The organism is Azospira sp. MPR-LB4, assembly GCF_058809525.1.
Genome location: NZ_CM179521.1, coordinates 2,592,425 through 2,618,073, shown reverse-complemented (window position 1 = coordinate 2,618,073; position 25,649 = coordinate 2,592,425). Strand labels below are relative to the sequence as shown.

Annotated in this window: 24 protein-coding genes; 7 read left to right on the top strand and 17 right to left on the bottom strand. The window is 59.6% G+C overall.

Going from position 1 to position 25,649, the window contains the following annotated elements:
• Window positions 1-20: 20 nt before the first annotated feature.
• The 7 genes from AC3QLZ_RS12325 to AC3QLZ_RS12295 form a co-directional block, all read right to left on the bottom strand.
• Window positions 21-422 (bottom strand): hypothetical protein, encoded by a 402-nt coding sequence (locus AC3QLZ_RS12325; protein ID WP_014236178.1) that lies wholly within the window; start codon window positions 420-422, stop codon window positions 21-23.
• Between the two features lie 19 nt (window positions 423-441).
• Window positions 442-3,576, bottom strand: a complete 3,135-nt coding sequence (locus AC3QLZ_RS12320) for an efflux RND transporter permease subunit (RefSeq protein ID WP_014236177.1) — start codon at window positions 3,574-3,576, stop codon at window positions 442-444.
• 24 nt (window positions 3,577-3,600) lie between these two features.
• Entirely contained in the window at window positions 3,601-5,187 is a 1,587-nt protein-coding gene (locus tag AC3QLZ_RS12315; protein ID WP_014236176.1) for an efflux RND transporter periplasmic adaptor subunit, read from the bottom strand.
• Window positions 5,184-6,455: a TolC family protein gene (locus AC3QLZ_RS12310; protein WP_014236175.1), complete on the bottom strand. Its 1,272-nt coding sequence runs from the start codon at window positions 6,453-6,455 to the stop codon at window positions 5,184-5,186. Before AC3QLZ_RS12310 ends, AC3QLZ_RS12315 begins: the two co-directional genes overlap by 4 nt.
• A gap of 52 nt (window positions 6,456-6,507) precedes the next feature.
• Complete coding sequence (locus AC3QLZ_RS12305) at window positions 6,508-6,849, bottom strand: copper-binding protein (RefSeq protein ID WP_014236174.1); 342 nt, start codon at window positions 6,847-6,849, stop codon at window positions 6,508-6,510.
• 21 nt (window positions 6,850-6,870) lie between these two features.
• Window positions 6,871-7,317: a DUF411 domain-containing protein gene (locus AC3QLZ_RS12300; protein WP_109040444.1), complete on the bottom strand. Its 447-nt coding sequence runs from the start codon at window positions 7,315-7,317 to the stop codon at window positions 6,871-6,873.
• Between the two features lie 84 nt (window positions 7,318-7,401).
• Entirely contained in the window at window positions 7,402-7,956 is a 555-nt protein-coding gene (locus tag AC3QLZ_RS12295) for a c-type cytochrome (protein WP_235609702.1), read from the bottom strand.
• 218 nt (window positions 7,957-8,174) lie between these two features.
• Between AC3QLZ_RS12295 and AC3QLZ_RS12290 the strand changes: the two genes are divergently transcribed.
• Both AC3QLZ_RS12290 and AC3QLZ_RS12285 read left to right on the top strand, forming a co-directional pair.
• Window positions 8,175-8,852, top strand: coding sequence for a heavy metal response regulator transcription factor (locus AC3QLZ_RS12290; protein WP_014236171.1), 678 nt, complete (start codon window positions 8,175-8,177; stop codon window positions 8,850-8,852).
• Window positions 8,849-10,216: a heavy metal sensor histidine kinase gene (locus AC3QLZ_RS12285; RefSeq protein ID WP_014236170.1), complete on the top strand. Its 1,368-nt coding sequence runs from the start codon at window positions 8,849-8,851 to the stop codon at window positions 10,214-10,216. Before AC3QLZ_RS12290 ends, AC3QLZ_RS12285 begins: the two co-directional genes overlap by 4 nt.
• Window positions 10,217-10,231: 15 nt before the next feature.
• Here AC3QLZ_RS12285 and AC3QLZ_RS12280 read toward each other — a convergent pair whose 3' ends face one another.
• Window positions 10,232-10,441 (bottom strand): heavy-metal-associated domain-containing protein, encoded by a 210-nt coding sequence (locus tag AC3QLZ_RS12280; protein ID WP_014236169.1) that lies wholly within the window; start codon window positions 10,439-10,441, stop codon window positions 10,232-10,234.
• 177 nt (window positions 10,442-10,618) lie between these two features.
• Here AC3QLZ_RS12280 and AC3QLZ_RS12275 point away from each other — a divergent pair, with 177 nt between their 5' ends.
• The 3 genes from AC3QLZ_RS12275 to AC3QLZ_RS12265 all read left to right on the top strand — a co-directional run bounded on the left by AC3QLZ_RS12275 (window position 10,619) and on the right by AC3QLZ_RS12265 (window position 14,685).
• Window positions 10,619-12,838 carry a heavy metal translocating P-type ATPase gene (locus AC3QLZ_RS12275; protein WP_014236168.1) on the top strand — a complete coding sequence of 740 codons (2,220 nt, stop codon included), beginning with the start codon at window positions 10,619-10,621 and terminating at the stop codon, window positions 12,836-12,838.
• A gap of 19 nt (window positions 12,839-12,857) precedes the next feature.
• Complete coding sequence (gene cueR / locus AC3QLZ_RS12270; protein ID WP_014236167.1) at window positions 12,858-13,286, top strand: Cu(I)-responsive transcriptional regulator; 429 nt, start codon at window positions 12,858-12,860, stop codon at window positions 13,284-13,286.
• Between the two features lie 142 nt (window positions 13,287-13,428).
• Window positions 13,429-14,685, top strand: a complete 1,257-nt coding sequence (locus AC3QLZ_RS12265) for a type II restriction enzyme NmeDI-related protein (RefSeq protein ID WP_014236166.1) — start codon at window positions 13,429-13,431, stop codon at window positions 14,683-14,685.
• A 441-nt stretch (window positions 14,686-15,126) separates the two neighbouring features.
• Here AC3QLZ_RS12265 and AC3QLZ_RS12260 read toward each other — a convergent pair whose 3' ends face one another.
• Together AC3QLZ_RS12260 and mltA are read right to left on the bottom strand one after the other, a co-directional pair.
• The gene (locus AC3QLZ_RS12260) at window positions 15,127-16,332 is read right to left on the bottom strand and encodes an ammonium transporter (protein ID WP_014236165.1); all 1,206 of its coding nucleotides are present in this window, start codon (window positions 16,330-16,332) and stop codon (window positions 15,127-15,129) included.
• 182 nt (window positions 16,333-16,514) lie between these two features.
• Complete coding sequence (gene mltA / locus AC3QLZ_RS12255) at window positions 16,515-17,753, bottom strand: murein transglycosylase A (RefSeq protein ID WP_014236164.1); 1,239 nt, start codon at window positions 17,751-17,753, stop codon at window positions 16,515-16,517.
• Between the two features lie 60 nt (window positions 17,754-17,813).
• On the opposite strand from mltA, the gene AC3QLZ_RS12250 reads away from it, so the two are divergent.
• Together AC3QLZ_RS12250 and AC3QLZ_RS12245 are read left to right on the top strand one after the other, a co-directional pair.
• Entirely contained in the window at window positions 17,814-18,737 is a 924-nt protein-coding gene (locus tag AC3QLZ_RS12250; protein WP_014236163.1) for an ATP-binding protein, read from the top strand.
• Entirely contained in the window at window positions 18,734-19,681 is a 948-nt protein-coding gene (locus AC3QLZ_RS12245) for a Nudix family hydrolase (protein ID WP_014236162.1), read from the top strand. The genes AC3QLZ_RS12250 and AC3QLZ_RS12245 overlap by 4 nt, the downstream gene beginning before the upstream one ends.
• Before the next feature lie 3 nt (window positions 19,682-19,684).
• Here the strand turns inward: AC3QLZ_RS12245 and AC3QLZ_RS12240 are convergent, their stop codons facing one another.
• The 7 genes from AC3QLZ_RS12240 to AC3QLZ_RS12210 all read right to left on the bottom strand — a co-directional run bounded on the left by AC3QLZ_RS12240 (window position 19,685) and on the right by AC3QLZ_RS12210 (window position 25,535).
• The gene (locus AC3QLZ_RS12240) at window positions 19,685-19,894 is read right to left on the bottom strand and encodes a DNA gyrase inhibitor YacG (RefSeq protein WP_014236161.1); all 210 of its coding nucleotides are present in this window, start codon (window positions 19,892-19,894) and stop codon (window positions 19,685-19,687) included.
• A gap of 214 nt (window positions 19,895-20,108) precedes the next feature.
• On the bottom strand, window positions 20,109-20,861 hold the full coding sequence (zapD, locus tag AC3QLZ_RS12235) for a cell division protein ZapD (protein WP_014236160.1): 753 nt from the start codon (window positions 20,859-20,861) through the stop codon (window positions 20,109-20,111).
• Between the two features lie 146 nt (window positions 20,862-21,007).
• A complete protein-coding gene (coaE, locus tag AC3QLZ_RS12230; protein ID WP_014236159.1) occupies window positions 21,008-21,625 on the bottom strand; it encodes a dephospho-CoA kinase in 618 nt (205 codons plus the stop codon).
• A gap of 1 nt (window position 21,626) precedes the next feature.
• Window positions 21,627-22,472 (bottom strand): SPOR domain-containing protein, encoded by an 846-nt coding sequence (locus AC3QLZ_RS12225; protein WP_014236158.1) that lies wholly within the window; start codon window positions 22,470-22,472, stop codon window positions 21,627-21,629.
• 31 nt (window positions 22,473-22,503) lie between these two features.
• A complete protein-coding gene (locus tag AC3QLZ_RS12220) occupies window positions 22,504-23,868 on the bottom strand; it encodes a TrpB-like pyridoxal phosphate-dependent enzyme (RefSeq protein WP_014236157.1) in 1,365 nt (454 codons plus the stop codon).
• Between the two features lie 108 nt (window positions 23,869-23,976).
• Complete coding sequence (locus tag AC3QLZ_RS12215; protein ID WP_014236156.1) at window positions 23,977-24,735, bottom strand: type III pantothenate kinase; 759 nt, start codon at window positions 24,733-24,735, stop codon at window positions 23,977-23,979.
• Window positions 24,732-25,535: a biotin--[acetyl-CoA-carboxylase] ligase gene (locus AC3QLZ_RS12210; protein WP_043797786.1), complete on the bottom strand. Its 804-nt coding sequence runs from the start codon at window positions 25,533-25,535 to the stop codon at window positions 24,732-24,734. The genes AC3QLZ_RS12215 and AC3QLZ_RS12210 overlap by 4 nt, the downstream gene beginning before the upstream one ends.
• Between the last annotated feature and the right edge of the window lie 114 nt (window positions 25,536-25,649).

Here is a 25,649-nt window from a genome sequence, read left to right as displayed (position 1 = left end):
AGTTCCTCTGCAGATAAAGATCAGTGCTTATCTGGCGCCATCATGCGCTTCATCATTTCCATATGATGCTCATGGTTACCGCCCGCAGGCAGGCCTCCCGACATTTCGTCCATCATCGGGCAGCCCTCCATTCCTCCAACCATACCTTCTGCCGTCTGCATGCTCTCGTGGAGGGTATGCATGTATTCAGTCAGCAGTCGCTTACGCTCCTGGTCGTCTTTGGCCTTTGCGATTTTCTGGACCTGCAAGCGGAGTCTGATGACATCAGACTTAAGCGTATTGATTCCCCCACTTTGCTGGAGGGGCGCCGGAGCTGAAGCTGGGGTTTGAGGCTTTTCCGGATGATGTTCGTCATTGGCAAAGGCTGCAGACGACAATCCCAGACACAGACAGAGGATCGGAAGGGATATCCTGGTTCTCATGATATTTCTCCTAATGCGCTTAACTCTCTTTCCCATTCTTCAACCGCCACTGCTTAATCAGGGCGTAGATCGCGGGAATCACTGCCAGAGTGAGGATTGTCGAGGAAATCATTCCACCAACCATGGGGGCTGCAATACGGCTCATGACTTCCGAGCCGGTACCGGTACCCCACATGATGGGCAGGAGGCCCGCCATGATGGCCACCACGGTCATCATCTTCGGACGGACTCGCTCTACTGCACCCTCCATAATCGCTTCGTACAAGTCGCCCAGGCTGGGCTCCTGGCCAGATGCCCGACGCTTGGTCTTGAGTTCTTCCCAGGCATGGTCGAGGTAGATCAACATGACTACCCCGGTCTCCGCAGCCACGCCGGCCAGTGCGATAAAGCCAACCGCCACTGCAACCGACAGGTTGTAGCCCAGCAGCCACATGAGCCAGACCCCTCCCACCAGGGCAAACGGGACTGACAGCATCACAATGAGCGTTTCGGTCAGACGTTTGAAATTGAGGTAGAGCAACAGGAAGATGATGAGCAGGGTGACAGGCACCACAACCTTCATCTTCTCGATAGCCCGTTCCATGGATTCAAATTGGCCGCTCCAGGTGGCGTAATAGCCGGGAGGGAACTTCACCTTTTCAGCAACGGCCTTCTTGGCATCTGCAACATAACCACCGATGTCCCGATCACGGATATCCACAAATATGTAAGCGGAAAGCAGTGCGTTTTCTGTTCGGATACCTGGCGTTCCCTTGGCTACTTGGACCTTGGCCAGTTGCCCAAGCGGAATCATGGCTCCATCCGCAGTTGGCACGAGTACCTGCTGGGCAATTTGCTGCGGATCGGAACGCAACTCCCGGGGATAGCGAACAGTCACACCGAAGCGCTCCCGTCCTTCAACGGTAGTGGTGACCATTTCACCGCCCAAGGCTTGGCCAATCACATCCTGCAATTCCCCAACAGCCAGCCCATACCGGGCAAGCTGGGTACGGTCGGGCTCGATGTTTAGGTAATAGCCGCCAGTGATTCGTTCCGCAAAGGCCGAGGTTGTCCCGGGAACTTCTTTCACAACAGTTTCGATTTCTCGGGCAAGGCTCTCCATCTCACTCAAATCTTTACCAAAGACCTTGATGCCGATGGGCGTACGGATCCCCGTAGAGAGCATGTCGATCCGAGCCTTGATCGGCATCGTCCAGGCATTAGATACACCAGGGAACTGCAGAGCCTTGTCCATTTCGGCTATGAGCTTGTCAGTTGTCATGCCCTGGCGCCATTCAGACTCCGGCTTAAGGTTGATTACGGTCTCAAACATCTCTGTCGGCGCCGGATCAGTCGCGGTATTGGCGCGACCAGCCTTGCCGTAGACCGAGGCAACTTCCGGGAAACTCTTAATGATTTTGTTCTGGGTTTGGAGAAGCTCTGCCGCCTTAGTAATGGACATCCCTGGCAGGGAAGCCGGCATGTAGAGCAAGGTCCCTTCGTTCAGTGTGGGCATGAACTCTGAGCCCAATTTGGAAGCGGGATAGATTGAGATCAGCATCGCCACAATCGCAGCGATGATGGTGGCAGTCTTCCGACGCATCACCCACGCAATAATCGGCCGGTATCCCCAGATGAGGAATCGATTCACCGGGTTTTTAGCTTCCGGCATGATCTTGCCGCGGATAAACAGCATCATCAGGACCGGAACTAACGTGACCGACAGGAGAGCAGCACCGGCCATGGAGAAGGTTTTGGTATAGGCAAGCGGGGAAAACAGCCGTCCTTCCTGGGCCTCCAGCGTGAATACAGGGAGGAAGGAGACAGTGATGATCAACAGCGAGAAGAACAACGCCGGCCCCACCTCCTTGCAAGCGGCAATCATTGCTTCCACCCGCTCAGAATGGCTGTGATTTTCGGGCAGCCGCTCAATGTGCTTATGAGCGTTCTCAATCATGACGATGGCGGCATCAATCATCGCCCCAATGGCGATGGCAATCCCCCCAAGACTCATGAGGTTGGAGTTCATCCCTAACAAACGCATGGAGATGAAGGAAATCAGGACGCCTACAGGCAGCATCAGAATTGCCACCAGGGCGCTACGTAGGTGCAGTAGAAACACAACACACACCAGAGCCACGATGACGCTTTCTTCCGCCAGGGTATGCTTTAGCGTGTCAATCGCCCGATGAATGAGTTCGGAGCGGTCATAGACCGTCTCAATGGTTACCCCCTCAGGAAGACCGGAGGAAATCTCGCCGATCTTCTCCTTGAGGTTATGGATGACCTCTAGGGCATTCTGGCCATAACGAGCCATTGCAATGCCGGAGACAACCTCTCCCTCTCCATTCAGCTCGGTCAACCCGCGACGCTCATCGGGCGCCAATTCGACTCGGGCAATGTCCCGAATCATGACGGGGGTTCCGCCTTGGGCCTTAACAACCAGATTCTCAATGTCTGCGGTGCCACGGAGATATCCTTTGCCGCGGACCATGTATTCGGTTTCAGCCATCTCAACGACACGCCCCCCCACATCGCGATTGGAATCCCGAATAACCTGGGAGACTTTGGACAGGGGGATGCCGTAAGACCGTAGCTTTACCGGATCTACGGTAACTTGGTAGGTCTGGACAAAGCCTCCGATGGAGGCAACCTCAGCCACACCATGCGCTTTGGTCAGCTGGTAGCGCAGGTACCAGTCCTGCAGGGTACGGAGTTCTGCCAGGGTCTTGTTCTTTGCCAAGACGGCATACTGATAAACCCAACCAACACCGGTGGCATCCGGACCAATTTGGGGCGTAACACCCTTGGGCATCCGGCCGGCGGCAAAGTTGAGATATTCCAGGACCCTGGACCGGGCCCAGTAGATATCCGTTCCGTCCTCAAAGATGATGTAAACAAAGGAGGCGCCAAAGAACGAGAAGCCTCTAACCACCTTGGACTTCGGTACAGAGAGCATTGCCGAAGTTAGCGGATAGGTAACCTGATCCTCCACCACCTGGGGAGCCTGCCCGGGATACTCGGTATAGACAATAACCTGTACATCCGACAGGTCAGGCAGGGCATCAAGCGGTGTCCGTACGACAGCAACGACACCGGCAACAATGATGAATAGCGTGGCTAACAAGACCAGGAAGCGATTCCGCCCTGACCATTCAATGATTTTTGCCAACATCGCGCTGGGCTCCTTTTATTTTTCTCAGTGACCAGCGTGAGGATTGGCCTGGACTGGGACAGCGGCAACGGGGCTAATGGTGGTTACAACCCATTCTCCCGGACTGCGCTCCACAAACTCAAATTTGATGGGGGTCCCAGGTTTGAGGTCTTTGAGCAGAGATTGATTGGCCACCTTGAACTCCATCGTCATGGCAGGCCACTTCAGGCTCGGGATTGCCCCGTGGGCAAGCATCACGGTCCCTGCTTTAGCATCAAGGTCTTCAACCTTGCCCTCTGCCTTGTAGCCAACGCCTACAGGCTTATCTTGGCCTGCACCAGGAGAGGAGCTGCCATGGCCGGAATGACCGAATCCACCGACTACAGCCTTGAGGTTACTTTCCGCATCAATGAGGAAGTTGGCTGCAACAACAACCTGCTCACCCTCCCGAACTCCTTCGATTACCTCCACCCGGTTCTCACTCCGGGCACCAAGCTTTACGTCACGCGGCTCAAATCGACCTTCCTTCGCCTGGATCAGAACAATTTGCCGGGTACCACTATCAATTACGGCCGAGTTCGGGATAGTGACTACAGCACCCTTGGCAATAGTGGGGAGTTCTACCTGGGCAAACATGCCGGGCTTCAGCAGATTGCCAGGGTTGGGGAGTTCGAGCCGAACCGGAATGGTCCGTGTATCTGCCTTCAAGGTCGGATACACATAGGAAACGGTCCCTTCGAAGGTCTTTTCAGGGTAAGCGTTGATTTTTACTTTCGCTTTGGCACCGGACTTCACCCATCCAATATCTTGCTCAAAGACATCAGCAATCACCCAGACGGTGCCCAAATCAGTAATTTGGTAGAGCACATCCCCTGGAGCAAAGCGCATTCCCTGAACCGCCTTCTTTTCAGCCACAATGCCATTAACAGGAGAACGAAAAATCAGCGTACGTTTGGCATCGCCAGATTTGGTCAAGGATTTGACTTGTTCCTCAGAAATATCCCAATTTCGCAAGCGAGTCAGACTGGAGTCGGCTAACTGACGCATGCCAGACTGGGCAGCGTCATCAGCAGATTTCATGCTCTCTAGCCCTTGGGAAGCAATTGCGTACTCCCGCTGTGCCGAGACCAGTTCAGGGCTATAGACCTCAAACAGTGGTTGTCCCTTGCCAACCGCCTGTCCGGTCGCATTCACATAGAGGCGTTCGACATAGCCTTCATATTTTGGAGAAATAGCGTAAGTGCGGCGTTCATCGGGTTCGATTCTGCCAGCAGCCCGAACCACCTTATCAAGACTCTCAAGGGTCGCCGCTTCGGTTCGAACACCCAGCTTCTGAATCTTTTCCGTGCTGATCTTGATCTGGTTTGCTGAGGCCGGCTCGTCGTCCTGCTCCCCCTCATATACCGGGATGTAGTCCATCCCCATGGGATCCTTTTTTGGTACCTGGGAGGTATCCGGCAAACCCATCGGATTGCGGTAATAGAGAATCTTCCGCTCTGCCTTCCCAGAGTCAGTGGGGCTAGCCACGGTGTCGTGGGCATGGGGAGCATTTCCACTATTCTGTCCTGCCCAATACCCACCACCTGCAGCCAGAACAGCAACTACGGCAACTGAAATGACTCCCTTGTTCATAGTTCTTCTCCGAGAATACGTTCTACCTCAGCCAGACGTACTTGAGCCTCGGCACGGGACTTAATCTGGTTGAGTTTGGCCTGTCTGATTTGGCGCTGGGCATCCAGCAACGTGGTGAAATCCACCTTGCCAGTCTCATAACCAGCGAGGGCGGCCTTAAATGTCAATTCAGCCTGTGGCAGTAGGTTGTCTGTCGACAAACGCTCCGTCCGTACCGCAGCCTCCAGCGCTGCCAAACTCTCAGAAAGATCCGAGAGCAGTTGGTTAGCAGTTGCTTCGCGTCGGGCACGACTAGCCGAAACCATTGCTTCTGCCTCACGCTCCTGGGCACGGCGGCTGGCTTGTTGTAATGGGATATTGATTTCGAACATCAAATCCCATTGCTTCACATCATTTCCCATCTGGTTGGGAACAAGACCCAGGGTGAAATCGGGATATCGATTTTTGTAAGCCAGATCTCGGCTCTTCTCGGCGGCTTTGATGCGATGCCCTTCAGCCGAGAGCATCGGGTTCTTGGCCTCGGCCCGCTCTACTAGACTGGCGTAATCCAATTTGGCCGGCGGAGGCAAAGGGCGCAGGATTTCGGGAGATGCCAGGGACGCCGATGCCGGCCGTCCGAGCAGAGCATTCATCCGGGTAGTAAGGTGGTGATGCTCAGTTTCCAGGGCAATGAGTTCATTGCGCATTGCAGTTTGCTCAACCTGAGCACGAATAACATCCTGCTGGGCAGCCAATCCGTTTGCGTAGCGAACTCGAGCTATGCGCTCCAAGCGAACCATAAGATCCAATATTTCTTGGGTCAGGGTTTCATTGCGAGCTAGATAGTACAGTTGGGCATAGGTCGTCTTGATTTTGGCAGAAACCTCGCTCCAGACCCCGTAAGCACGCCCTTTGGCCCCAGCAGCCTCTAGTTCTGCAATTTCACGTTTGAGATCGCGTTTGCCGAACCACGGAACATCCTGCATCAGGGTATAACGAGCCGTACCAACACGGTTGGGGGCAAGCGTTGGGCTCTGAGCCCCCCCCTTTGTGATATCCATCAACTCGGTACGCAGCCGGGGGTCGGGCAAGGCGCCTGCCGGAACTATCCGCTCTGCTGCGGCATCGGCTTCGTAGCGCATGCTGGCAAATTCAGGATTGTTCTCCCGAGCAATCGAGAGAAGGCTCTCCACCGTGCTGCCCGGTTGAACCTGGGCTCCGGCACTTATGCTCCAGGCTGCAATAAGCGCGGCGCACAGGATGTTGCGCGAGGTTTTTATTGATTTCATGTTTGGACCCTCGTGGAAGTTTCCGATTACACCGCGCTCAAACTAGAGTCACCTAGTTTTGAGGCTCCAGGCGAACGATGGTCATCGCACCATCAATGTTTTCTGAGGCAAAGCGGATTTTCTGCCCTTCCTTCACCTTGCCAAGCCAAGATGCATCTTTGACCAGGAACGCCATAGTCATAGGAGGCATTCCATTCGGCAAAGCACCATGCGATACCGTCAGTTTTCCACCTGCCTTATCCACCTTTTTGACGATGCCATCAATCAGGGCAGATTGAGTGGCTTCCATGTGCATTCCACCGTGGCTGCCATGATCATCATGGCCAGATGCTGCCATACCAATAGCGGGCCCCAGCAGAGCAACGGCAACAAACGGAACAATCATCTTTTTCATGTCAATCTCCTAATTATGAACTCAGTGCTTGGCAAAAACCTTGTAGCTACCGTCAGGCATGACGAGTAGGGTGTCATACGGCTGCGGGTGATTAGTCTCCATACCCGGAGAGCCTTGGGGCATCCCGGGGACAGCAAGGCCGATGGCTTTGGGCTTTTCTTTAAGAAGGCGCTGAACATCTGCAGCAGGAACATGGCCCTCAATGGCATAGCCGCCAACTTTGGCGGTATGACAGGACCCAAACTTTTCGGGCATTCCGGTTGCCTTGCGTGCAGCAGGAACGTCGGTCACATTCTGGGTTGTTACATCGAATCCTGCCTTACGCATGTGTTCAACCCACTCCTTGCAGCAACCGCAGTAAGGACTCTTGAAGACTTCGACATGAGTAGAGGTTTGCGCGTAAGCAGCACCGGAAGCCGCCACAGCGGCGACCATTAGCAACTGCCGAAATGTCATTTGTAGGGTCATAACTGTCTAGCTCCTGCGTTGTAAGTCCCCAGTTTGAGGACTCGTCCCCTACAGTTGGCTGACTCGCGGATTACATTTTTGTAATCAATGGCTATGTACGTGGCCTGGACTGTGTTCATCTACCGAATGGTGGCTGGGACCACCACTGGCACCATGGGCATCCGGAATTCCAGAATGAGAATGGCCGTTGCTGGCACTCACCAGTTGCTGGTAACTATCGGTAGATTGCGTGGGGAGGACATTCAGGAAAGCAACCAAATCCCAAATAGCTGCATCATCCATCCCTCCTTTTGCCCAGGCAGGCATGCCGGAGGCCTTGATGCCATGTTTGATGATCCAGAAGTCCCGGGCGTCAGAACTCGGGTCATGGGCGTTTTCTCGCACTACCGATAGATTGGGCGGAGTGGGATATAGCCCTTGGCGGATTTCGCTATTTCCAGCACTGGGGGATAGATGGCAGTCGACGCACATGGCCTCGTAATTCCCCGCACCACGGCGGACTCGTTCAGGAGAGCCTAGATCCGCAGGAACATCTACTCCTTTAACCTCTCGGCTTATGGAACGCTCTCTTGCATAAGTGATGAGAGATGTCACTAACTCAGAATGGGGCTCATCCGCGGCAAAGGAGGGAAACCCCATGCTGATGGATGCTCCGACCACGCTTACAAATACTGCAGCTACGCCTACGACGGTAAGAAAGGGCTTTTGCATTGGAATGCGGTTATTTAGGAGTAACCAGGATTCTGGTAGATGCCGCATAACGAGGGACTGACATCAACATTACATTTATGTAATGCGGATGCTTTCTGGGTGATTTCAGCCTCACAATGCACCTATTCGACCTTCAGGAGAGTGATGTGAAGATACTGGTCGTAGAAGACGAACCCAAAACAGGTGACTATCTGCATAAGGGGCTCTCAGAAGCCGGGTTTGTAGTGGACCTAGCTCGGGATGGGTTCGATGGACTACATCTGGCCCTAACTGAAGCCTATGACTTGGCCATTCTCGACGTAATGCTTCCCGGTATTGATGGATGGCAGGTATTGCAAGGAATCCGTAAGGCCGGCAAGGAAATCCCCGTACTTTTCCTTACTGCTCGCGACTCGGTGGATGACCGGGTCAAAGGCCTAGAACTGGGGGCGGATGATTACCTCGTAAAACCCTTCGCTTTTGCAGAACTGCTCGCAAGAGTTAGAACGCTTTTGCGCCGTGGTACAAAGGCCCGCGAGGATGATGTTTTGCGAATTGCAGATCTGGAACTGGATCTTCGCCGGCGTCGGGTCACTCGTGGAGGGAGAAAGATCGACCTGACATCCAAGGAATTTTCCTTACTGGAACTTTTGCTACGCCGACGTGGCGAGGTGCTGCCCCGATCCCTCATCGCATCCCAGGTCTGGGATATGAATTTCGACAGCGACACCAATATTATTGAGGTCGCCATTCGTCGCTTGCGGTCCAAAGTGGACGACGGATTCGAGCTAAAGCTGATCCGGACAGCACGAGGCATGGGGTATGTGCTGGAGGATGGGGAATGAAGCCCTTAGGCAAGAAGTCTATAACGCTTCGGCTAACACTACTTTTTACTGTTGTTTCCGCCCTGGTGCTGACAACACTTGGGCTAGCGGTTGGTGCTCTGGTTGAGCGCCACTTTGAAGAAATGGACACAGAACTGTTGGTGGGGAAGTTCGAGCTCGTCGGCCATGCTCTATGGGAGCACAGTCAGAGTGCCTTGAGTGACCGACTGGACGCAGCACTGGTTGGGCATCACGGACTGGCAGTAGCTATTTGGGATGCTTCCGGCAAGCCGATTTATTCCCATGGCAGTGTTGATTTTCCATCGATCATGAAGGTGCCAGGCACTGACCTTAGAACTCACCCTAAGCTCTGGCGAAATGAAGATGGGCAGCTTTTTCGAGGCATATCCGGCACTGTTACTGGAGGTGCCATCGTTGCAGTCTCCACTGAATTGCAAGTCCATGAACATTTCATGCACTCTTTCAATAAGACGTTCTGGGGTTTAGTCGCCTTGGCCGCGATAGCTAGTGGTCTATTCGGCTGGCTGGCTGCCAGAGGGGGGCTTTCCCCCTTACGGGAAATATGCCGCGATACTGCGGGGATTACGGCCGACCACTTAGACCGCCGGCTGACTGCAGAAGACTTCCCCATCGAACTTGCGGAAGTAGCTAGGACGCTAAATGAAATGCTCGGTCGCCTTGAGGCGTCCTTCCGTCGACTCTCCGAATTTTCCTCTGACCTTGCACACGAGTTGCGCACACCAGTTAGTAACCTCCTTACCCAGACACAAGTCACACTATCGAAAACTCGCACTGCCGAGGAATATCGAGAGGTATTGGTATCGAACTCCGAAGAATTCGAGCGGCTTTCCCGAACCATCGCAGATATGTTGTTTCTGGCTAAAGCTGAAAACGATCTAGTTGTGCCGGAACTTGGGCCGCTGAACTTGCGTGAGGAAACCGATGACTTACTGGAGTTTTATGAAGCTCTGGCGGATGAAAGGGGCGTAACCCTATCCATCAAAGGAGAGGCTTCCGTAGCAGGTGATAGGTTGATGCTCCGGCGAGCTATTGGCAACTTGCTATCCAATGCTTTCCGACACACCCCTAGGAGTGGCGTCATTGCCGTGTTGCTAACAAACGTCGATGGAATGGCAACTATCAGCATTAGCAATACAGGCCAAACTATCTCTCCGGAGCATCTTCCTCGATTATTTGACCGCTTTTATCGGGCCGATCCGTCAAGGCAACGGGACTCCGAAGGAGCGGGCTTAGGCCTCGCTATTACGCGATCTATCCTGCGCGCCCACGGAGGCAATGCGACGGTGCGCTCTGAGGATGGATTGACAACCTTTGAACTACGGCTGCCATCTATTCAGCAGTAAGCAGCCTGCCACTACTTAAGCATTCTCGACCCTGAGGGGCATATAGCCAGCTTCAGAAATTGCACCTTCCACCTCTTCAACACTAACGCTTACTGATTCAATAGATATCAGATGCTGTTCCAGAGTGATTGTGATCTTGGCATGTTTGTCCAGATCCCGAAGCGCCTGGGTGAGCTTGCTGACGCAATGGCCACAGGTCATGTCATCAACTTTGAAGGTAATCACGGTTTTCTCCTTTCATTTTTTGGGAAGTTACCCTGACCACTTTCTTCCTTCCTACAGGGGGAAGGTCAACTCCGTGATGTCGCTATTTGGATGAAGTCGATTTTTTTAGTTTGAACCGTTGACCTTCCCACCATGGGAATCTTCAGCATAGGCGCTATAACGCTTCTGGAGAGTTCCATGTCTGCCTTTACTTCAACTATTCGCACTACGAACCACACCCTTTTAGTCGACGGGATGAGTTGTGCCTCCTGTGTCGCCCGGGTGGAGAAAGCCCTTTTAAAGGTGCCTGGAGTGCAAGAGGCTTCAATAAATTTGGCCTCTGAAAAGGCGACGGTGATCACGTTGCCCGACGTATCGTTTGCCACGCTTGCCGCAGCCATTGGGAAAGCCGGGTATGCCGCCAGCCCCGAGACAGCTGGAGAAGTTCCCGCTGTGAAGCGACGTTTTCCGGAATGGTGGCCGGTCGCAGTTAGTATCGTCCTTACACTTCCGCTACTTGCACCGATGCTGCTTGAGCTCCTGGGGAAGGAATGGATGTTGGATGGCTGGTGGCAACTTGCCTTGGCAACCCCCGTTCAGTTCTGGCTGGGCTTACGGTTTTACCGGGCCGGGTGGAAGGCAGTTCGGGCCCGTGCCGGCAATATGGACCTATTGGTGGCCCTGGGAACTTCTGCTGCCTATGGCTTATCGGTGTATCTGCTTTGGAGAAATGCAGATACCAGAATGCCCCATCTTTATTTTGAGGCATCTGCGGCTGTCATCACTTTGGTGCTTCTGGGGAAATGGCTGGAAGCACGAGCCAAGCGACAAACTACCGACGCTATAAGGTCCCTTAACGCACTTCGCCCAACGGTGGCTCGCGTCCTGATAGAAGGGCAGGAAGTCTCTATTCCTGTCCAGCAAGTTGCAATCGGAGACAAGGTGGTGGTACGGCCAGGAGAGCGGATCCCAGTGGATGGGACTGTCATCAATGGACAAAGCCACGTCGATGAAGCTCTGATTACCGGAGAAAGCCTCCCTATCGCGAAGGCTCCTGGTGATCAGGTGACAGGCGGATCGGTGAATGGTGAAGGATTAATGGTTCTGCGAACCATCGCCATCGGTACAGAAACCACTCTAGCCCGCATCATCCGGATGGTGGAATCTGCGCAAGCAGCCAAAGCTCCGATTCAGCGTATCGTTGATCGAATCAGCGCTGTCTTCGTACCAGTAGTCCTTTCCATCGCCATACTGACATTTATCGTTTGGGTGCTACTCCTGGCGGACTGGGAGGTCGCATTGATCAATGCGGTAACAGTCTTAGTGATTGCCTGTCCATGCGCCCTTGGCCTTGCCACCCCTACCTCAATAATGGCGGGTACCGGTGTGGCGGCCCGACATGGCATCCTGATCAAAGACGCTGAAGCACTCGAAATTGCCCACTCGGTGACAGCCGTTGCTTTTGATAAGACGGGAACATTGACGGAGGGAAAGCCAATGCTGGTCGCTGTCGAGGCTGTTGAAGGCATGGACAAGAACAACATCCTTCAGTTGTCGGCTGCGCTGCAAAAGACCAGTGACCACCCCTTGGCCCATGCTGTCCTGGAAATGGCCAAATCACAACAACTAGCAGTACCCGACACGGTGAATGCCAAAGCCCTTCCTGGACGTGGAGTGCAAGGAGTAGTTGGTGGGGAAATCCTGATGCTGGGTAGCACCCGACTAATGTTGGAGTCTGGAACAGCCCCCGCTCGACTACTGGAACGTGCGGCTGCCCTTGAAAAGCAAGGGCGAACTATCTCCTGGCTACTTCGTAGCCGCGGAAATGAAACAGAGACATTGGGCCTTCTAGCTTTTGGTGATGCTGTGAAAGGTGCTTCTTACCAAGCGGTGGCCAACTTGCATAAGCTAGGCATCAAAACAGTGATGTTGACTGGGGATAATCAGGGAAGCGCCAACGCCGTTGCCGAGAATCTGGGTATTGATGAAGTCTGGGCTGGATTGTTGCCAGAGGATAAGGCCTCAATCATTCAGGACCTCCGTGACCGTGGATACGTTGTGGCAATGGTTGGAGATGGACTGAACGATGCTCCCAGTTTGGTCGCCGCTGATGTTGGGCTCAGCATGTCCACTGGGACCGATGTGGCGATGCAGGCAGCCGGAATCACCTTAATGCGAGGAGACCCCCGCCTGGTTGCCGATTCTCTCGATGTTTCTCGCCGCACTTACGGAAAAATCAAACAGGGTCTTTTTTGGGCTTTTGCTTACAACATCCTCGGTATTCCCCTCGCAGCTGCCGGAATGCTAAGTCCTGTTGTTGCAGGGGCAGCGATGGCATTCAGTAGTGTTAGCGTAGTAATGAATGCGCTATTACTTCGCCGCTGGCGTAGCGCCAGTGATATCAGACATCCTGATTGAATCTAGCCAGGGAGCTAAAATGAATATTGGAGAGGTAGCAAAGGCCGCCGGCATCTCGACCAAGATGATTCGTCATTATGAGAGTGTAGGGTTGTTGCCACCGGCCAGTAGGACTGCGGCGGGCTACCGCCAATACGGATTAGCTGACATCCGGACCCTGCAGTTTATTCGTCGATCTCGAGATCTCGGATTCTCCATTGATGAAATTCGGAATTTGCTAAGTCTTTGGCAGAACCGAGACCGTACCAGCCGCGAGGTAAAAGCCCTGGCCAAGGAGCATCTAGACGAGCTCGAAAATAAGCTCCAAGAGCTTCTTGCAATGAAAAAGGCGCTCCAGCATCTAGTCAGTTGTTGCCAAGGAAATCACCGGCCCGATTGCCCCATCCTGGAAGAACTGGCTGGCGATAGTAACCATCTTTCCATGACGGGTCTTAGTCTATCGCCGTAGCTTCAGAACGATTGAGGGAAATGCGCTGAGCCAAGGAATTGGTCAAATGCATGGAACTACGCCTAGGTAATTAGGGGAATGAGGCGTTCTGATTGCCTTTTGTACTAGCAAAAGTAATTCCGCCCTTTCATAATGCTTCGTCATGAAGCAACTTCTCCTGCCCATAGCGCAAGCCTATAAGGCTGACCCCGAGTCTGTTTACAACACTTGGTTTGTTAGTAGTGAAGATCGCCTCAAAGCGTTTCGAAGCATCCGGCGCGGTGTTGGTACGGTTGTCGAAGACATCAAGCAGAAGCGTTTCCCCAACGACTTCAAAGGATCATCGCTGGAATTTGTGCTGAGCTGTATTGCTGAGCAAAAGCAGGTGTTTGAAGGGGCGGCCCATCCCTTCTATTGGAAGCCTAAGCTTCGCATCCCGGATATCTACGAGAACGATGAAAATAAGGGGGCGTTCGGGGAATTTCTCTTCGCCTGCCTGGAAACCGCCGACATCCGGATTCTGGAAAGGGAAGTTTTGAAGCTTGCCGGCCGCAGCATCAAGGGCCTGGGGCCAGCGGTCGCCAATATCCTCTACTTTCTTCATCCCACACTGTTTCCGCCATTTAATACGGCGATGCTCAACGGTTTCAATGCCCTCTTTCAGGCCAAGAAGAAGTTAGGGTCTTGGGACAGCTACCTGGAAATGCGCGAGACGATCATCGAAGCCAATTCGACGCTTGGAACACTTTCCAAGGATCTTGGCGCGTTCAGTGGCATGTTGTTTGAGATCGGGGTAGGACGCTTGGCCCCCGATTCTAATGGCCAGCAGACTTTGGCTGCGGAGCAGGAAAAACTGGAGAAAAGTCGCCGCAAACGGCACGCACAGGTTGAACAGGATGTTGTGGAGGAACGGCTGCACACCAAGGTTCAGCACCAACTTTCTGAACTAGGGCGTACCCTGGGATATGACGTCTTGGTCGCACGCAATGACCGTAGTGCGCAATACCAAGGCCGCCCGCTGGGATTCCACTGCCTAGAGCACCTTCCAGACTTGGGATTGTCTCCGGAGGTGCACGCTACGGCGGAACTGATCGATGTCCTTTGGCTGTACAAGGGGAAGGCGCAGATTGCCGCCGCCTTTGAGGTTGAAAAAAGTACCTCCATCTATTCCGGAATATTGCGCCTCACCGATATGGCCCTTTCCATTCCGGGAAAGGAGGAACATCTTTATCTAGTGGCGCCAGCGGCCCGCGAGCGGGAGATTGTTGATCAACTGAAACGCCCGATGTTCCAGCGACCTGATGAGTTTTCCTTGGGATACATCCTTTTTGAAGAGCTCGATCGGCATTTTGAGTCCCTCTGCAAACTTGGCGATAACCATCATATCCTAGACAAGTTGGCCTGCCGCTGTTGCGTTTGAGCCGTCCAGTGGGGAATCCGGATACGCCTGACCAAGTGCAGTCTAGCCCCCAACATTCCACATCGTGGTCATCGGGCATACGTGCCAGTAAGCGAACGATCTCTCGACATAACTGCCACATGACCCCTTCCGGCTTTGTAGCCACATCATCGAAGCAATAATGCACTCATCACACATAAAGCAGCCGGAGCTAGTGAAGTAACGCAACCATAGTAGCCACATTGAAGCCTTTCACTCGGGGCGATATCGATTGAGCTATGGCAACCAAATGAAAAAGAGGCCACGCAATTGCGGGGCCTCTTTTCCATTGTTGTCCGGCCGACTTTATTTACTACCATCAGCTCATTTTTGCAGCAAAACGGCTATCTCCTTGTTTTTATTTAGTTTCAAGATTCTCCATTTCATTTCAAGAAACTATTGTCCGGAAACAGAAAGCGTGAATTACCAGAGGGTTTCCCGCTCGGCGGAGGCGGTGATCTTGTGGATGGAAAGGTCGGCGCCGTTGTATTCATCCTCCTGGTCCAGGCGGATGCCCACCAGCTGCTTGATGACGCCATAGACCAGGCCGCCGCCCACCAGGGCGATGACGATGGCCAGGCCGGTCATGAGCAGCTGGGACAGGAAGGAAACGCCGCCGGCGCCACCCAGGGCCTCCAGCCCGAAGATGCCGGCGGCGATGCCGCCCCAGGCGCCGCACAGGCCGTGCAGGGGCCAAACGCCGAGCACGTCGTCGATCTTCCAGCGGTTCTGGGTCAGGGTGAACATGACAACGAAAAGGGCACCGGCAACGCCGCCGGTGACCAGGGCACCAAGGGGGTGCATCAGGTCGGAGCCGGCGCAGACGGCCACCAGGCCGGCCAGGGGGCCGTTATGCACGAAGCCCGGGTCATTCTTGCCCAGCACCAGGGCCGCCAGGGTGCCGCCCACCATGGCCATGAGGGAGTTGAGGGCCACCAGGCCGGAAATCTTGTCCAGGCTCTGGGCGCTCATAACGTTGAAGCCGAACCAGCCGACGATGAGGATCCAGGCGCCCAGGGCCAGGAAGGGAATGGAGGACGGCGGATGGGCGCCGGCTATGCCGCCATCCTTGTGGTAGCGGCCGCGGCGGGCGCCGAGCAGGAGTACGGCGGGCAGGGCGATCCAGCCGCCCATGGCATGCACCACCACGGAGCCGGCGAAATCGTGGAACTCGGCGCCGAAGCTGGCCAGCAGCCATTCCTGGATGCCGAAGGCGTGGTTCCAGGCGATGCCTTCGAAGAAGGGATAGACGAAGCCCACCAGGCAGAAGGTGGCGGCCAGCTGGGGATTGAAGCGGGCCCGCTCGGCGATGCCGCCGGAGATGATGGCCGGGATGGCGGCGGCGAAAGTGAGCAGGAAGAAGAACTTGGTCAGGTCGTGGCCGCTGTTCTGCATCAGCGCCTGGGCGTCCTGGAAGAAATGCACGCCGTAGGCGATGCCGTAGCCGACGAAGAAGTAGGCCAGGGTGGACACGGCGAAGTCGGAAAGGATCTTAACCAGGGCATTGACCTGGTTCTTGCGGCGCACGGTGCCCAGTTCGAGGAAGGCAAAACCGGCGTGCATGGCGAGCACCATAATGGCGCCCAAGAGAACGAAAAGGGTGTCCGAGGCGGACTTGTAAGCTTCCATGGTGCCTCCAGCAAAAAGTTGGCACCACAAAAGCAAGCCCCGTTCCAGGGGCTTAGCACTGTTAAATCATTACCTTAGCCATAGGCGCCCGGCAGGTACGCACCGGCATTGTGCGTATTGCACCGGACATGCTGCCTATTGGTGCATTTTGCACCGTACCGGGGCGCCCGCCGTCCGGCCCCTTAGCGGGGTCCCAGACCGGGTGGCAGCAGCACCCACATCTGCCCCGTCTGCTTCATCCGCCCGGCCAGGGCGCCGGCCTCGGCGCCGTAGCCCCAGAAGTAGTCGGCCCGCACCACGCCCTTGATGGCGCCGCCCGTGTCTTGGGCCAGCACCAGGCGGCGCAGGGGTTTGCTGCTGTTGGGATGGCTCGCCGCCAGGAACACCGGTGCCCCCAGGGGCGTGCTGCGGGGATCGATGGCGATGCTGCGCTCCGGAGTCAGGGGCACGCCCAGGGCGCCGATGGGGCCTTCGCTGGCGGGCAGGTCCAGCTCCCGGAAAAAGACGTAGCTGGGATTGGCGTTGAGCAGGTCGTTGACCTTGGCCGGATTGGCCCGGGCCCAGGCCTGGATACCCTGCATGGAAGCCTGCTCCGGTTTCAGCTCGCCCCGCTCGATCAGCACCCGGCCGATGGACTGGTAGGGGTGGCCGTTCTGGTCGGCGTAACCGAGGCGAACGATGCTGCCGTCGGGCAGCCGGACCCGACCGGAGCCCTGGATCTGCAGGAAGAACAGCTCGATGGGATCGTCCACCCACAGCAGGGTGCGGGCCTTGAGGCTATCCTCCCTGGCCATCAGTTCGGCCCGGGACCAGTAGGGCACCACCTTGTTGCCCAGCAGGCGGCCCCGCAGGCGGTAGTTCTTGAGGTCCGGATACAGCTCGGAGAGGTCGATGGTGAGCAGATCGTCCGGCACCCCCAGCACGGCATAGCGGCCGGGACCGGTGGGCTTGCGGCTGCCTTTGAGCAGGGGCTCGTAATAGCCGGTGATCATGCCCTCGACGGTGCCTTCCGGATTGGTCAGCAGATAGGGCTGGAAGCGGGATTCGAAGAAGCGCCGCAGGCTGCCGTTGTCCGGCTTGCTCCCCAGGGTCTGGGCTTCATCGCAGGCGGGACGCCACAGGGGCCATTCCTTCTTGCCCACCAGGCCCTTGCAGGATTGCAGGAAGGCCGGCCAGGCTGCGCCCAGATCGTCCTCGCCCCAGCCGGGCAGGTCTTCCCAGCGGGCCGGCTGCAGGGGCTTGGCGGCGGGGGGCGGCGGCAGCTGGGCGCCGGCGGGCGGACACACCGGGGCGGCGCCGGGCGCCGGGCAGACGGGACAGGCCGGGCAGGCGCCGGCGGCGGTGGCCGCCGGCCGGGGCGCCGTGGCGCAGCCGGCCAGGAGGGCCAGGCTGGCGGCAAGCAGGAGCAGGCGGCGGGGCATTTGGCTTATGGGCATGATTGGGCTAAGGTCCGGACTTTTCCCCAGTATACCGGTAGCCCCATGCCCTCACCTGCCAAGACGCCCCGTACGGCAGCCGCCGTGGCCGATCCCCTGGAACGCCTGGTGCGCTTCCTCGACACGGCCGAAGCCCTGCTCGCCCGCCTCGAGCCCCTGCTGCCCGAAGCCCTGCCCCAGCCCGACTGGAAAGCCCCGGCCTACCGCTGGCGGCGCAAGAACGGCCGCGGCTTCCTGCAGGCCGTGGCCCAGCCCCACCCGATCCGTCTCAAGGACCTGCAGGACATCGACGACCAGAAGCAGCGCATCGTCGCCAACACCCGTCAGTTCCTCGCCGGCCGCCCGGCCAACAACGTGCTGCTGACCGGCACCCGGGGCTGCGGCAAGTCCTCCCTGGTGAAGGCCCTGCTCAACGAATACGCCAAGAAGGGCCTGCGCCTGATCGAGGTGGACAAGTCGGACCTGGTGGACCTGCCGGACATCGTGGATATGGTGGCGGGCCGCCCCGAGCATTTCATCATCTTCAGCGACGACCTCTCCTTCGAGGCCGGCGAGGACGGCTACAAGGCCCTGAAGTCGGTGCTGGACGGTTCCGTCACCAGCGTCCCGGACAACGTGCTGATCTACGCCACCTCCAACCGTCGCCACCTGATGCCCGAGTACCACGCGGAGAACCTGGAGACGAGCAAGGTGGGCGACGAAATCCACCCGGGGGAGGCCATCGAGGAAAAGATCTCCCTCTCCGAACGCTTCGGCCTGTGGATTTCCTTCTACCCCTTCAGCCAGGACGACTACCTCAACATCACCGCCCACTGGCTGGCCCACTTCGGCTGCGCCGCAGCGGCGCGCGAGAGCTGGGAGCGGGATGCCCTCAACTGGGCCCTGCAGCGCGGCTCCCGCAGCGGCCGGGTAGCCTGGCAGTTCGCCCGGGACTACGCCGGCAGCCACGCGCCGAAGGGTGGCAAATGAGCAAGGTGGTGGAAGTATCGGCAGCCGTCATTGAACGCAATGGCGGCCAGGAGTTTCTCCTCGCCTGCCGCCCAGAGGGCAAGGTCTACGCCGGCTACTGGGAGTTTCCCGGCGGCAAGGTGGAAGCCGGCGAGAGCCACCGCCAGGCCCTGGACCGGGAACTGCAGGAGGAGCTGGGCATCACCGTCACCGCCGCCACGCCCTGGATTTCCCGCCGCTTCGTCTATCCCCACGCCACGGTGCGCCTCAAGTTCTTCCGCGTCACCGCCTGGGAGGGGGAGATCGCCCCGATCGAGCACTCCGCCTTTGCCTGGGCCAGGATCGGCATGGATGCTGGCGTTGAGCCCATCCTGCCGGCCAACGGCCCCATTCTGCGGGCCCTGGCCCTGCCCCCCCTGTACGCCTTGACCCAGGCCGAGGAGCGGGGAGTGGAGGCTGAAATGGCACGTCTGGAGCGGGCCCTGGCCGGGGGGCTGAAGCTGGTGCAGGTCCGAGACAAGCAGCTGCCCCCTGCCGTCCGGGCCGATTTCGCCGCCCGGGTGGTGGCCCTGGCCCACGCCCACGGCGCCCGGGCCCTGCTCAACGCGCCGGACGAGGCCAGCGATACCCTCGCCCGCCGCCTCGGCGCCGACGGCATCCACCTGCCCGCCGCCCGCCTGCAGACCCTCACGGCCCGCCCCGACTTCCCCCTGGTGGCCGCCTCCTGCCATTCGCCGGAGGAACTGGCCCTGGCCGACCGGCTGGAGCTGGATTTCAGCGTCCTCGGCCCGGTCCGGCCCACCCCCAGCCATCCGGAGCAGGCCGGGCTGGGCTGGGACGTTTTCGGCGAGTGGGTGTTCGATTGCGCCCAGCCGGTCTACGCCCTGGGAGGCATGACCACGGCGGAGCTGGAAACGGCCCGCCGCCACGGCGCCCAGGGCATCGCCCTGATGCGCGGCTGGTAGGCCTCAGGCCTTGGGGAAGGGGCTGTCGGCAACGGCCCCGTCTTCCCCCGGGCCGGCCTCTTCCTGCACCGGCACCCGGTAGGACTCGGAAGCCCAGGCGCCCAGGTCGATCAGCTTGCAGCGCTTGGAGCAGAAGGGACGATAGGGATTGTCGGGGGACCAGAGGGAGTCGCCGCCGCACTGGGGGCAACGGACTTTACGGGGAGCGTTCATGGGCGATGGCAGCCAGGGACGGAATGGGCGAAAGGGAAAAGGTACGGCGGCGGCAGGAGCAATCCCGCAGCGCCACGGGCCGCATTAAAGCAGAATTTCCAGGCCGCCGCAGTCTTCCTAGGCGCAGACGTGGAAACCCGAGTCCGGAACGGGAAAAGGACATTCAGCAGCGGGATGGAAGGCGAAGCAGCGCGAGCGGCCGCCCCAATGACGCTCAGAGGTTGCAGAAGGTCATGTCGAAGGCGACCTCGCGGTCGCAGGCCCGGGGCTTGAGGTCGCCGTCCGGGCAGGTGAAGCGGATGTTCAGGGCGTATTTGTTGGCGCTGATTTCGGGAATGGCGGGGTCGCCGTCCCGCAGGGTGACCCGCACCATCTGGGCATTGCTGCCGCCGAGCATGAGTTGGAAACCGCCGGAGGGCGCCACCTGGGCCTTGGGCCGGCCGGAGGAGCGCAGTAGGCGCAGCACGATGGTGAGGCCGTCGCGCAGGGGCAGCAGGGGCTTGAGCCAGCCCATGAGGGCGGCCCGGCGCTGCTCGGCCGGGTGGTGCTGCCAGAAATGGTAGGAGGGCAGATCGAATTCGCAGACGCCGCCGGGAATGGCGGCCCGGCTCTTGATGCTCATCAGCCACTCATTGTCGCGCAGGTGCTGACCGATCTTGCCGGTCATGGCCAGCAGGGCGGCGGAGGCCTGCTCGATCTCGTAGAGGGCGCCGGAAAGGGCCTCTTCGGAAATGTCGGGGTTGTTGCGGAAGGCCAGCAGGGTCTGGCGCTGGCGCTCCAGTTCCTGGATCAGGTCCATTTTCAGGTCGGCCCGGGAAACTTCCAGGATTTCGAACAGGGTCAGCAGGACGACATGGTGTTCCAAGTGGCCTTCGGCCTGGAGATAGTAGGCGGCCTTGTCGAACAAATCCTCCAGCCGCAGCAGGGTGCGGATGCGCTCATTGAAGGGATATTCGTAGGTGATCACGCCAGGTTTCGCCAGGGTTTGCCAGTCAGGGTCCGGTAAGTGCGCTTACGGCGGGCATTATGTCGTCAAAGTGCGAGGATTCTGAACCATTCAGCCATAAACCTCAACACTAATAAGCCTTTGGGCATAAATTTGAATAATATGCATCAAGTTGGTGCATGAATTCCGGAAGCGGCCGCCAGATACTGGTGGTGCAGGCGCTCCACCTGGGGGACCAGGGCGGCCGCATCGCCGCCGTTGTCCACCACGTCGTCGGCCACCGCCAGGCGCTGCTGGCGGCTGGCCTGGGCCGCCAGGATGGCCTGCACCTCGGCCTCGCCCAGGCCGTTGCGGGCCATCACCCGGGCCACCTGGACCGCCTCGGGGCAATCCACCACCAGCACCCGCTGCACCCGTTCCCGGTAGCTGCCCGATTCCACCAGCAGGGGCACCGCCAGGATGACGTAGGGCGCCCGGGCCGCCTGGCAGCGGCGATCGCTCTCGGCGCGGATCAGGGGATGGAGAATGGCTTCCAGGCGCTGGCGCGCCGTGGCGTCGGCAAAGACCTGGCGGCGCATGGCGGCCCGGTCCAGGGCGCCCCGGGCGTCCACCACCGCCGGCCCGAAGGCCTCTGCGATGGCCGCCATGGCGGCGCCATGGGGCCCGGTCAGTTCGTGGGCGATGGCATCCGTATCCACCAGGGCGGCGCCCCGGGCGACGAAAAGGTCGGCCACGGTGCTCTTGCCGCTGCCGATTCCGCCGGTCAGCCCGACGACGTAGGGCATTTCAGGGCTTCTTCGCCGCCTTGGCCTCGCAGGCGGAGGGCGTGGCGGTGATGGCGGTGCCCGAATCCTTGAGGCCCTGGATCTGGGTCGGATCGCCCCGGGCTTCCACATGCACGGCGGTGGTCTTGCCGCCCCGCAGCCCCACCTTGGCCGAACGCACGCCCTTGGCCTTGAGGCTGTCCAGCTGGTCCTTGGCGCCCTGCTCGCTGGAGAAGATGCCGAGGGAAATGGCGTACTGGTTGGCGCCGGCTTCGGTGACGATGAAGAACTCTGTGACCCCCAGCTTCTTCAGCTCGCCGGCCTTGCGCTCGGCGTCGGCCTTGCTTGCCAGGGGCGGGATATACACCCAGTGGCTGCCGCCTTCGGCGGAGACCACGCTGCGGGAGAGGGTCAGGCTCGGGTAGCGCTTCTTGGCCAGGGCCACCAGGGCGTCGGCCTCGGCCGCCGGCAGGTCGGGCCAGGCCAGGCAGGCCTGGGCCTTCTTCTCCTCGGCTTTCTTGTCCTCGGCCTTTTTCTCTTCCGGCTTCTTTTCCTCCGGCTTTTTCTCGTCGCCCTTCTTTTCGTCCGCCTTCTTATCGGTCGCCTGGGAGGCAGCAGGGACGGGCGTCTCCGCCACCCCATGGCTGGCAGGCGCGTCCTCCTTGGCTACGGGGGCAGGGGCCTCGGCGGTCGGCTTCTCACCTGCCTCCGCCGCCGGCTCGCCCTTGCTGACGATGACGATGCGCTCCGGCTGCAGCTGCTGGTGCAGCCGCTCCCCATCCGGGTTGTCGCCGCCGCCCAGATAGCCCCGGGCGAAGACGAAGAACAGCAGATTGGCCAGAACCAGCAGGAAGACCAGGACGCGCATGACGGAAATCTCCGGAAAAGGCCGGCTGGCCTCAGCCCACCTTGGGCAGATGTTCCAGGGAACGGGCGACCGCCTCGGCCGGGTAGTCGTAGTCCTCCAGCTTGCCGCTGAAGAAGCGCTCGTAGGAAGACATGTCGAAGTGGCCGTGGCCGGTGAGGTTGAACAGGATCACCTTGGGCTCGCCGGTCACCTTGGCCTTCAGGGCCTCGTCGATGGCGGCGCGGATGGCGTGGCAGGATTCGGGGGCGGGAATGATGCCCTCGGCCCGGGCGAACTGCACGCCGGCCTCGAAGGTGGCCAGCTGGGAGACGGCCACCGGCTCCACCAGGCCCTCATGCACCACCTGGGAAACCAGGGGCGAGGCGCCGTGGTAACGCAGGCCGCCGGCGTGGATACCGGGGGGCATGAAGTCGTGACCCAGGGTGTACATCTTCATCAAGGGGGTGAAGCCGGAGGCGTCGCCGAAGTCGTAGGCGTAGGCGCCCTTGGTCAGGGTCGGGCAGGAGGTGGGTTCCACCGCCAGGCAGCGCAGGTTTTCCGCCCGCTTGTCGCCGGCGGCCTTGTCGGCCAGGAAGGGGAAGGCGATGCCACCGAAGGAGGAGCCGCCGCCACAGGGCCCGATGACCACATCCGGGTATTCGCCGATCTTGTCGAACTGCTTCTTCGCTTCCAGGCCGACGATGGTCTGGTGCAGCAGTACGTGGTTGAGCACGGAGCCCAGGGTGTAGTTGGTGTCGGGGCGGGAGGCGGCCTCTTCCACCGCTTCGGAGATGGCCAGGCCCAGGGAGCCCTGGTTGTCAGGATTCTCCGCCAGGGCGGCACGGCCGGTCTGGGTCAGCTCGGAGGGGCTGGCGAAGACTTCGGCACCCCAGGTCTGCATCATCAGGCGGCGGTAGGGCTTCTGGTCGTAGCTGACCTTGACCATGTACACCCGCACCGGCAAGCCGAACATCTGGCCGGCGAAGGAGATGGAGGAGCCCCACTGGCCGGCGCCGGTTTCAGTGGTCAGGCGCTTGATGCCGGCCTGCTTGTTGTAGAAGGCCTGGGGCACGGCGGAGTTGGGCTTGTGGGAGCCGGCCGGGGAGACGCCTTCGTACTTGTAGTAAATCTTGGCGGTGGTGCCCAGGGCCTGCTCCAGGCGCACGGCCCGGACCAGGGGCGCGGGGCGCCACAGGCGGTAGATTTCGCGCACTTCCTGGGGAATGGGAATCCAGCGCTGGTCCGACATTTCCTGTTCGAGGATGGCGCCGGGGAAGATGACGCCCATCTGCTCCGGCGTCGCCGGCTGGCCGTCCGGACCCAGGGGCGGGACCGGCGGGGTCTTCAGGTCGGCCACGATGTTGTACCAGTGGGTCGGAATCTCGTTCTGCTCGAGCAGGATGCGGGTGTTCTCCATGATCTCCCTTTGTCTTTTAACGGTTCTGGCCGGCAGCAAGGCCGGCAGGCGAAGTATAACGCGGCCCCGCCCCGGCTTTCCGGCCGGGCGGGGCCGCCGCAGCGGCCGTCAGGCGACGGCCGTTAGATCGGCGACCCGGGCCAGTCCTTCCAGCACCAGGTAATCCACCCGGCGCACCGGCAGGGCCGGGTCCAGGCATTCGTCCAGCTGGGCGGCGCCGCCGCCGGAAAGCAGGCAGGGGGAGCCGGGCGGCAGCTGCCGGTAGAGCCGCTCCACGGCGCCGGCCTGGGCATGCAGGCAGCCGCTGACGATGGCCGCATCGGTGCTGCGCGGCAGCTCGGCGAAATCCCCCTCGGCCAGGGGCAGCTGGGCCGTGTGGCGGTTGAGGGCGCCCCGCATCAGGTCGAAGCCGGGCAGGATGCAGCCGCCGGCGAAATAGCCGTGACCGGGCCGCTCCGGGTCTTCCAGCAGCACATCGATGGTCAGGGCGGTTCCCGCATTGACCACCAGGCAAGGCCGTCGCTCCTGGTTCCAGGCACCCACCAGGGCGGCCCAGCGATCCGCTCCCAGCTGGGCCGGGCGGGCGTAGCCGTTGCGCACCCCGGCAGCTTCCGGCGTCGCCAGAAAATTCTCCAGTCCGGGGGACAGGGGCACCAGGGCCTGGGCCACGGCCGCCGCCACTTCCGGTCCGGCCACGTTGCAAAAGAGGATGCGCTGCAGCCCCTGCCCCGCCGGCAGGGCCTGGCGCAGGGCGTGGGGCAGATCGCCGATGCGCTCCCGTTCCAGGGCGCCCCGGGCACGCCAGGCGCCGGCCTGGCGCAGGCCCCACTTGAGACGGGTGTTGCCGGCATCGAGCAGCAGGATCATAGGGGCCTCAGGGAAAGGTCGCCGGCCAGGTGGCGCAGCACGCCGTCCGGGCCCTCCAGCAGCAGGGCGCCGTCGCCGTCGGCGCCGCGGCACAGGCCGGAGGCCACCACCTTGCCTTCCTCCAGCAAATGCACCGGACAGTCCTGCCAGGCATGGCGCCGCTGCCAGTCGTCGGCGAGGGCGGCAAAGCCGCCGCGGCTGAAGCGGTCCAGCACCGCCACCAGCTCCCGCAGCAGGGCCGCCAGCAGGTCGTGGCGCTCCGGCACCGCGCCCAGCAGGGTGGCCAGACCGGCCGGGGCCAGGCCGCCGGGCGCACTCACCGCCGGTGCCCGCAAATTAATACCGATGCCGATGATGGCCTCGGTACCCCTGCGGCTGGACGACAGTTCCACCAGGATGCCGGCCAGCTTGCCGAGGCCGTCCGGCACCGGGGCCAGCACGTCGTTGGGCCATTTCAGGACCACACCGGCAGCGCCGAGGGATTCGCAGGCCCGGGCGACGGCGACGCCAACGGCCAGGGACAGGCCGGCCACCTTGTCGAAGCCGCCGGCAAAACGCCACAGCAGGGAAAAGGTGAGACTGTCCTCGGGGCTGGAAACCCAGTCCCGGCCCCGCCGCCCGCGGCCGGCGCTCTGCCGGTCGGCCACCACCACACTGCCGGCCGGCGCCCCCCGGGCGGCCCGGCGCGACAGTTCGGAACTGGTGGAATCGCAGCTTTCCAGGCTGTCCACATCCACCCGGCCGACGATGGCGCCGAGGCGGGAAACGAGGAGGGCCGGGTCGATCAGGGATGCAGCCATGACAGCGCCAGAAGGAATGAAGGCGCCATTATCGGGGATAAGGCCGGGAAGGAAAAACTTCTCTGGCCCCATGCTCTGGCCTCAGAGGTAGCCGCCGCCGGGAATCGAATCCCC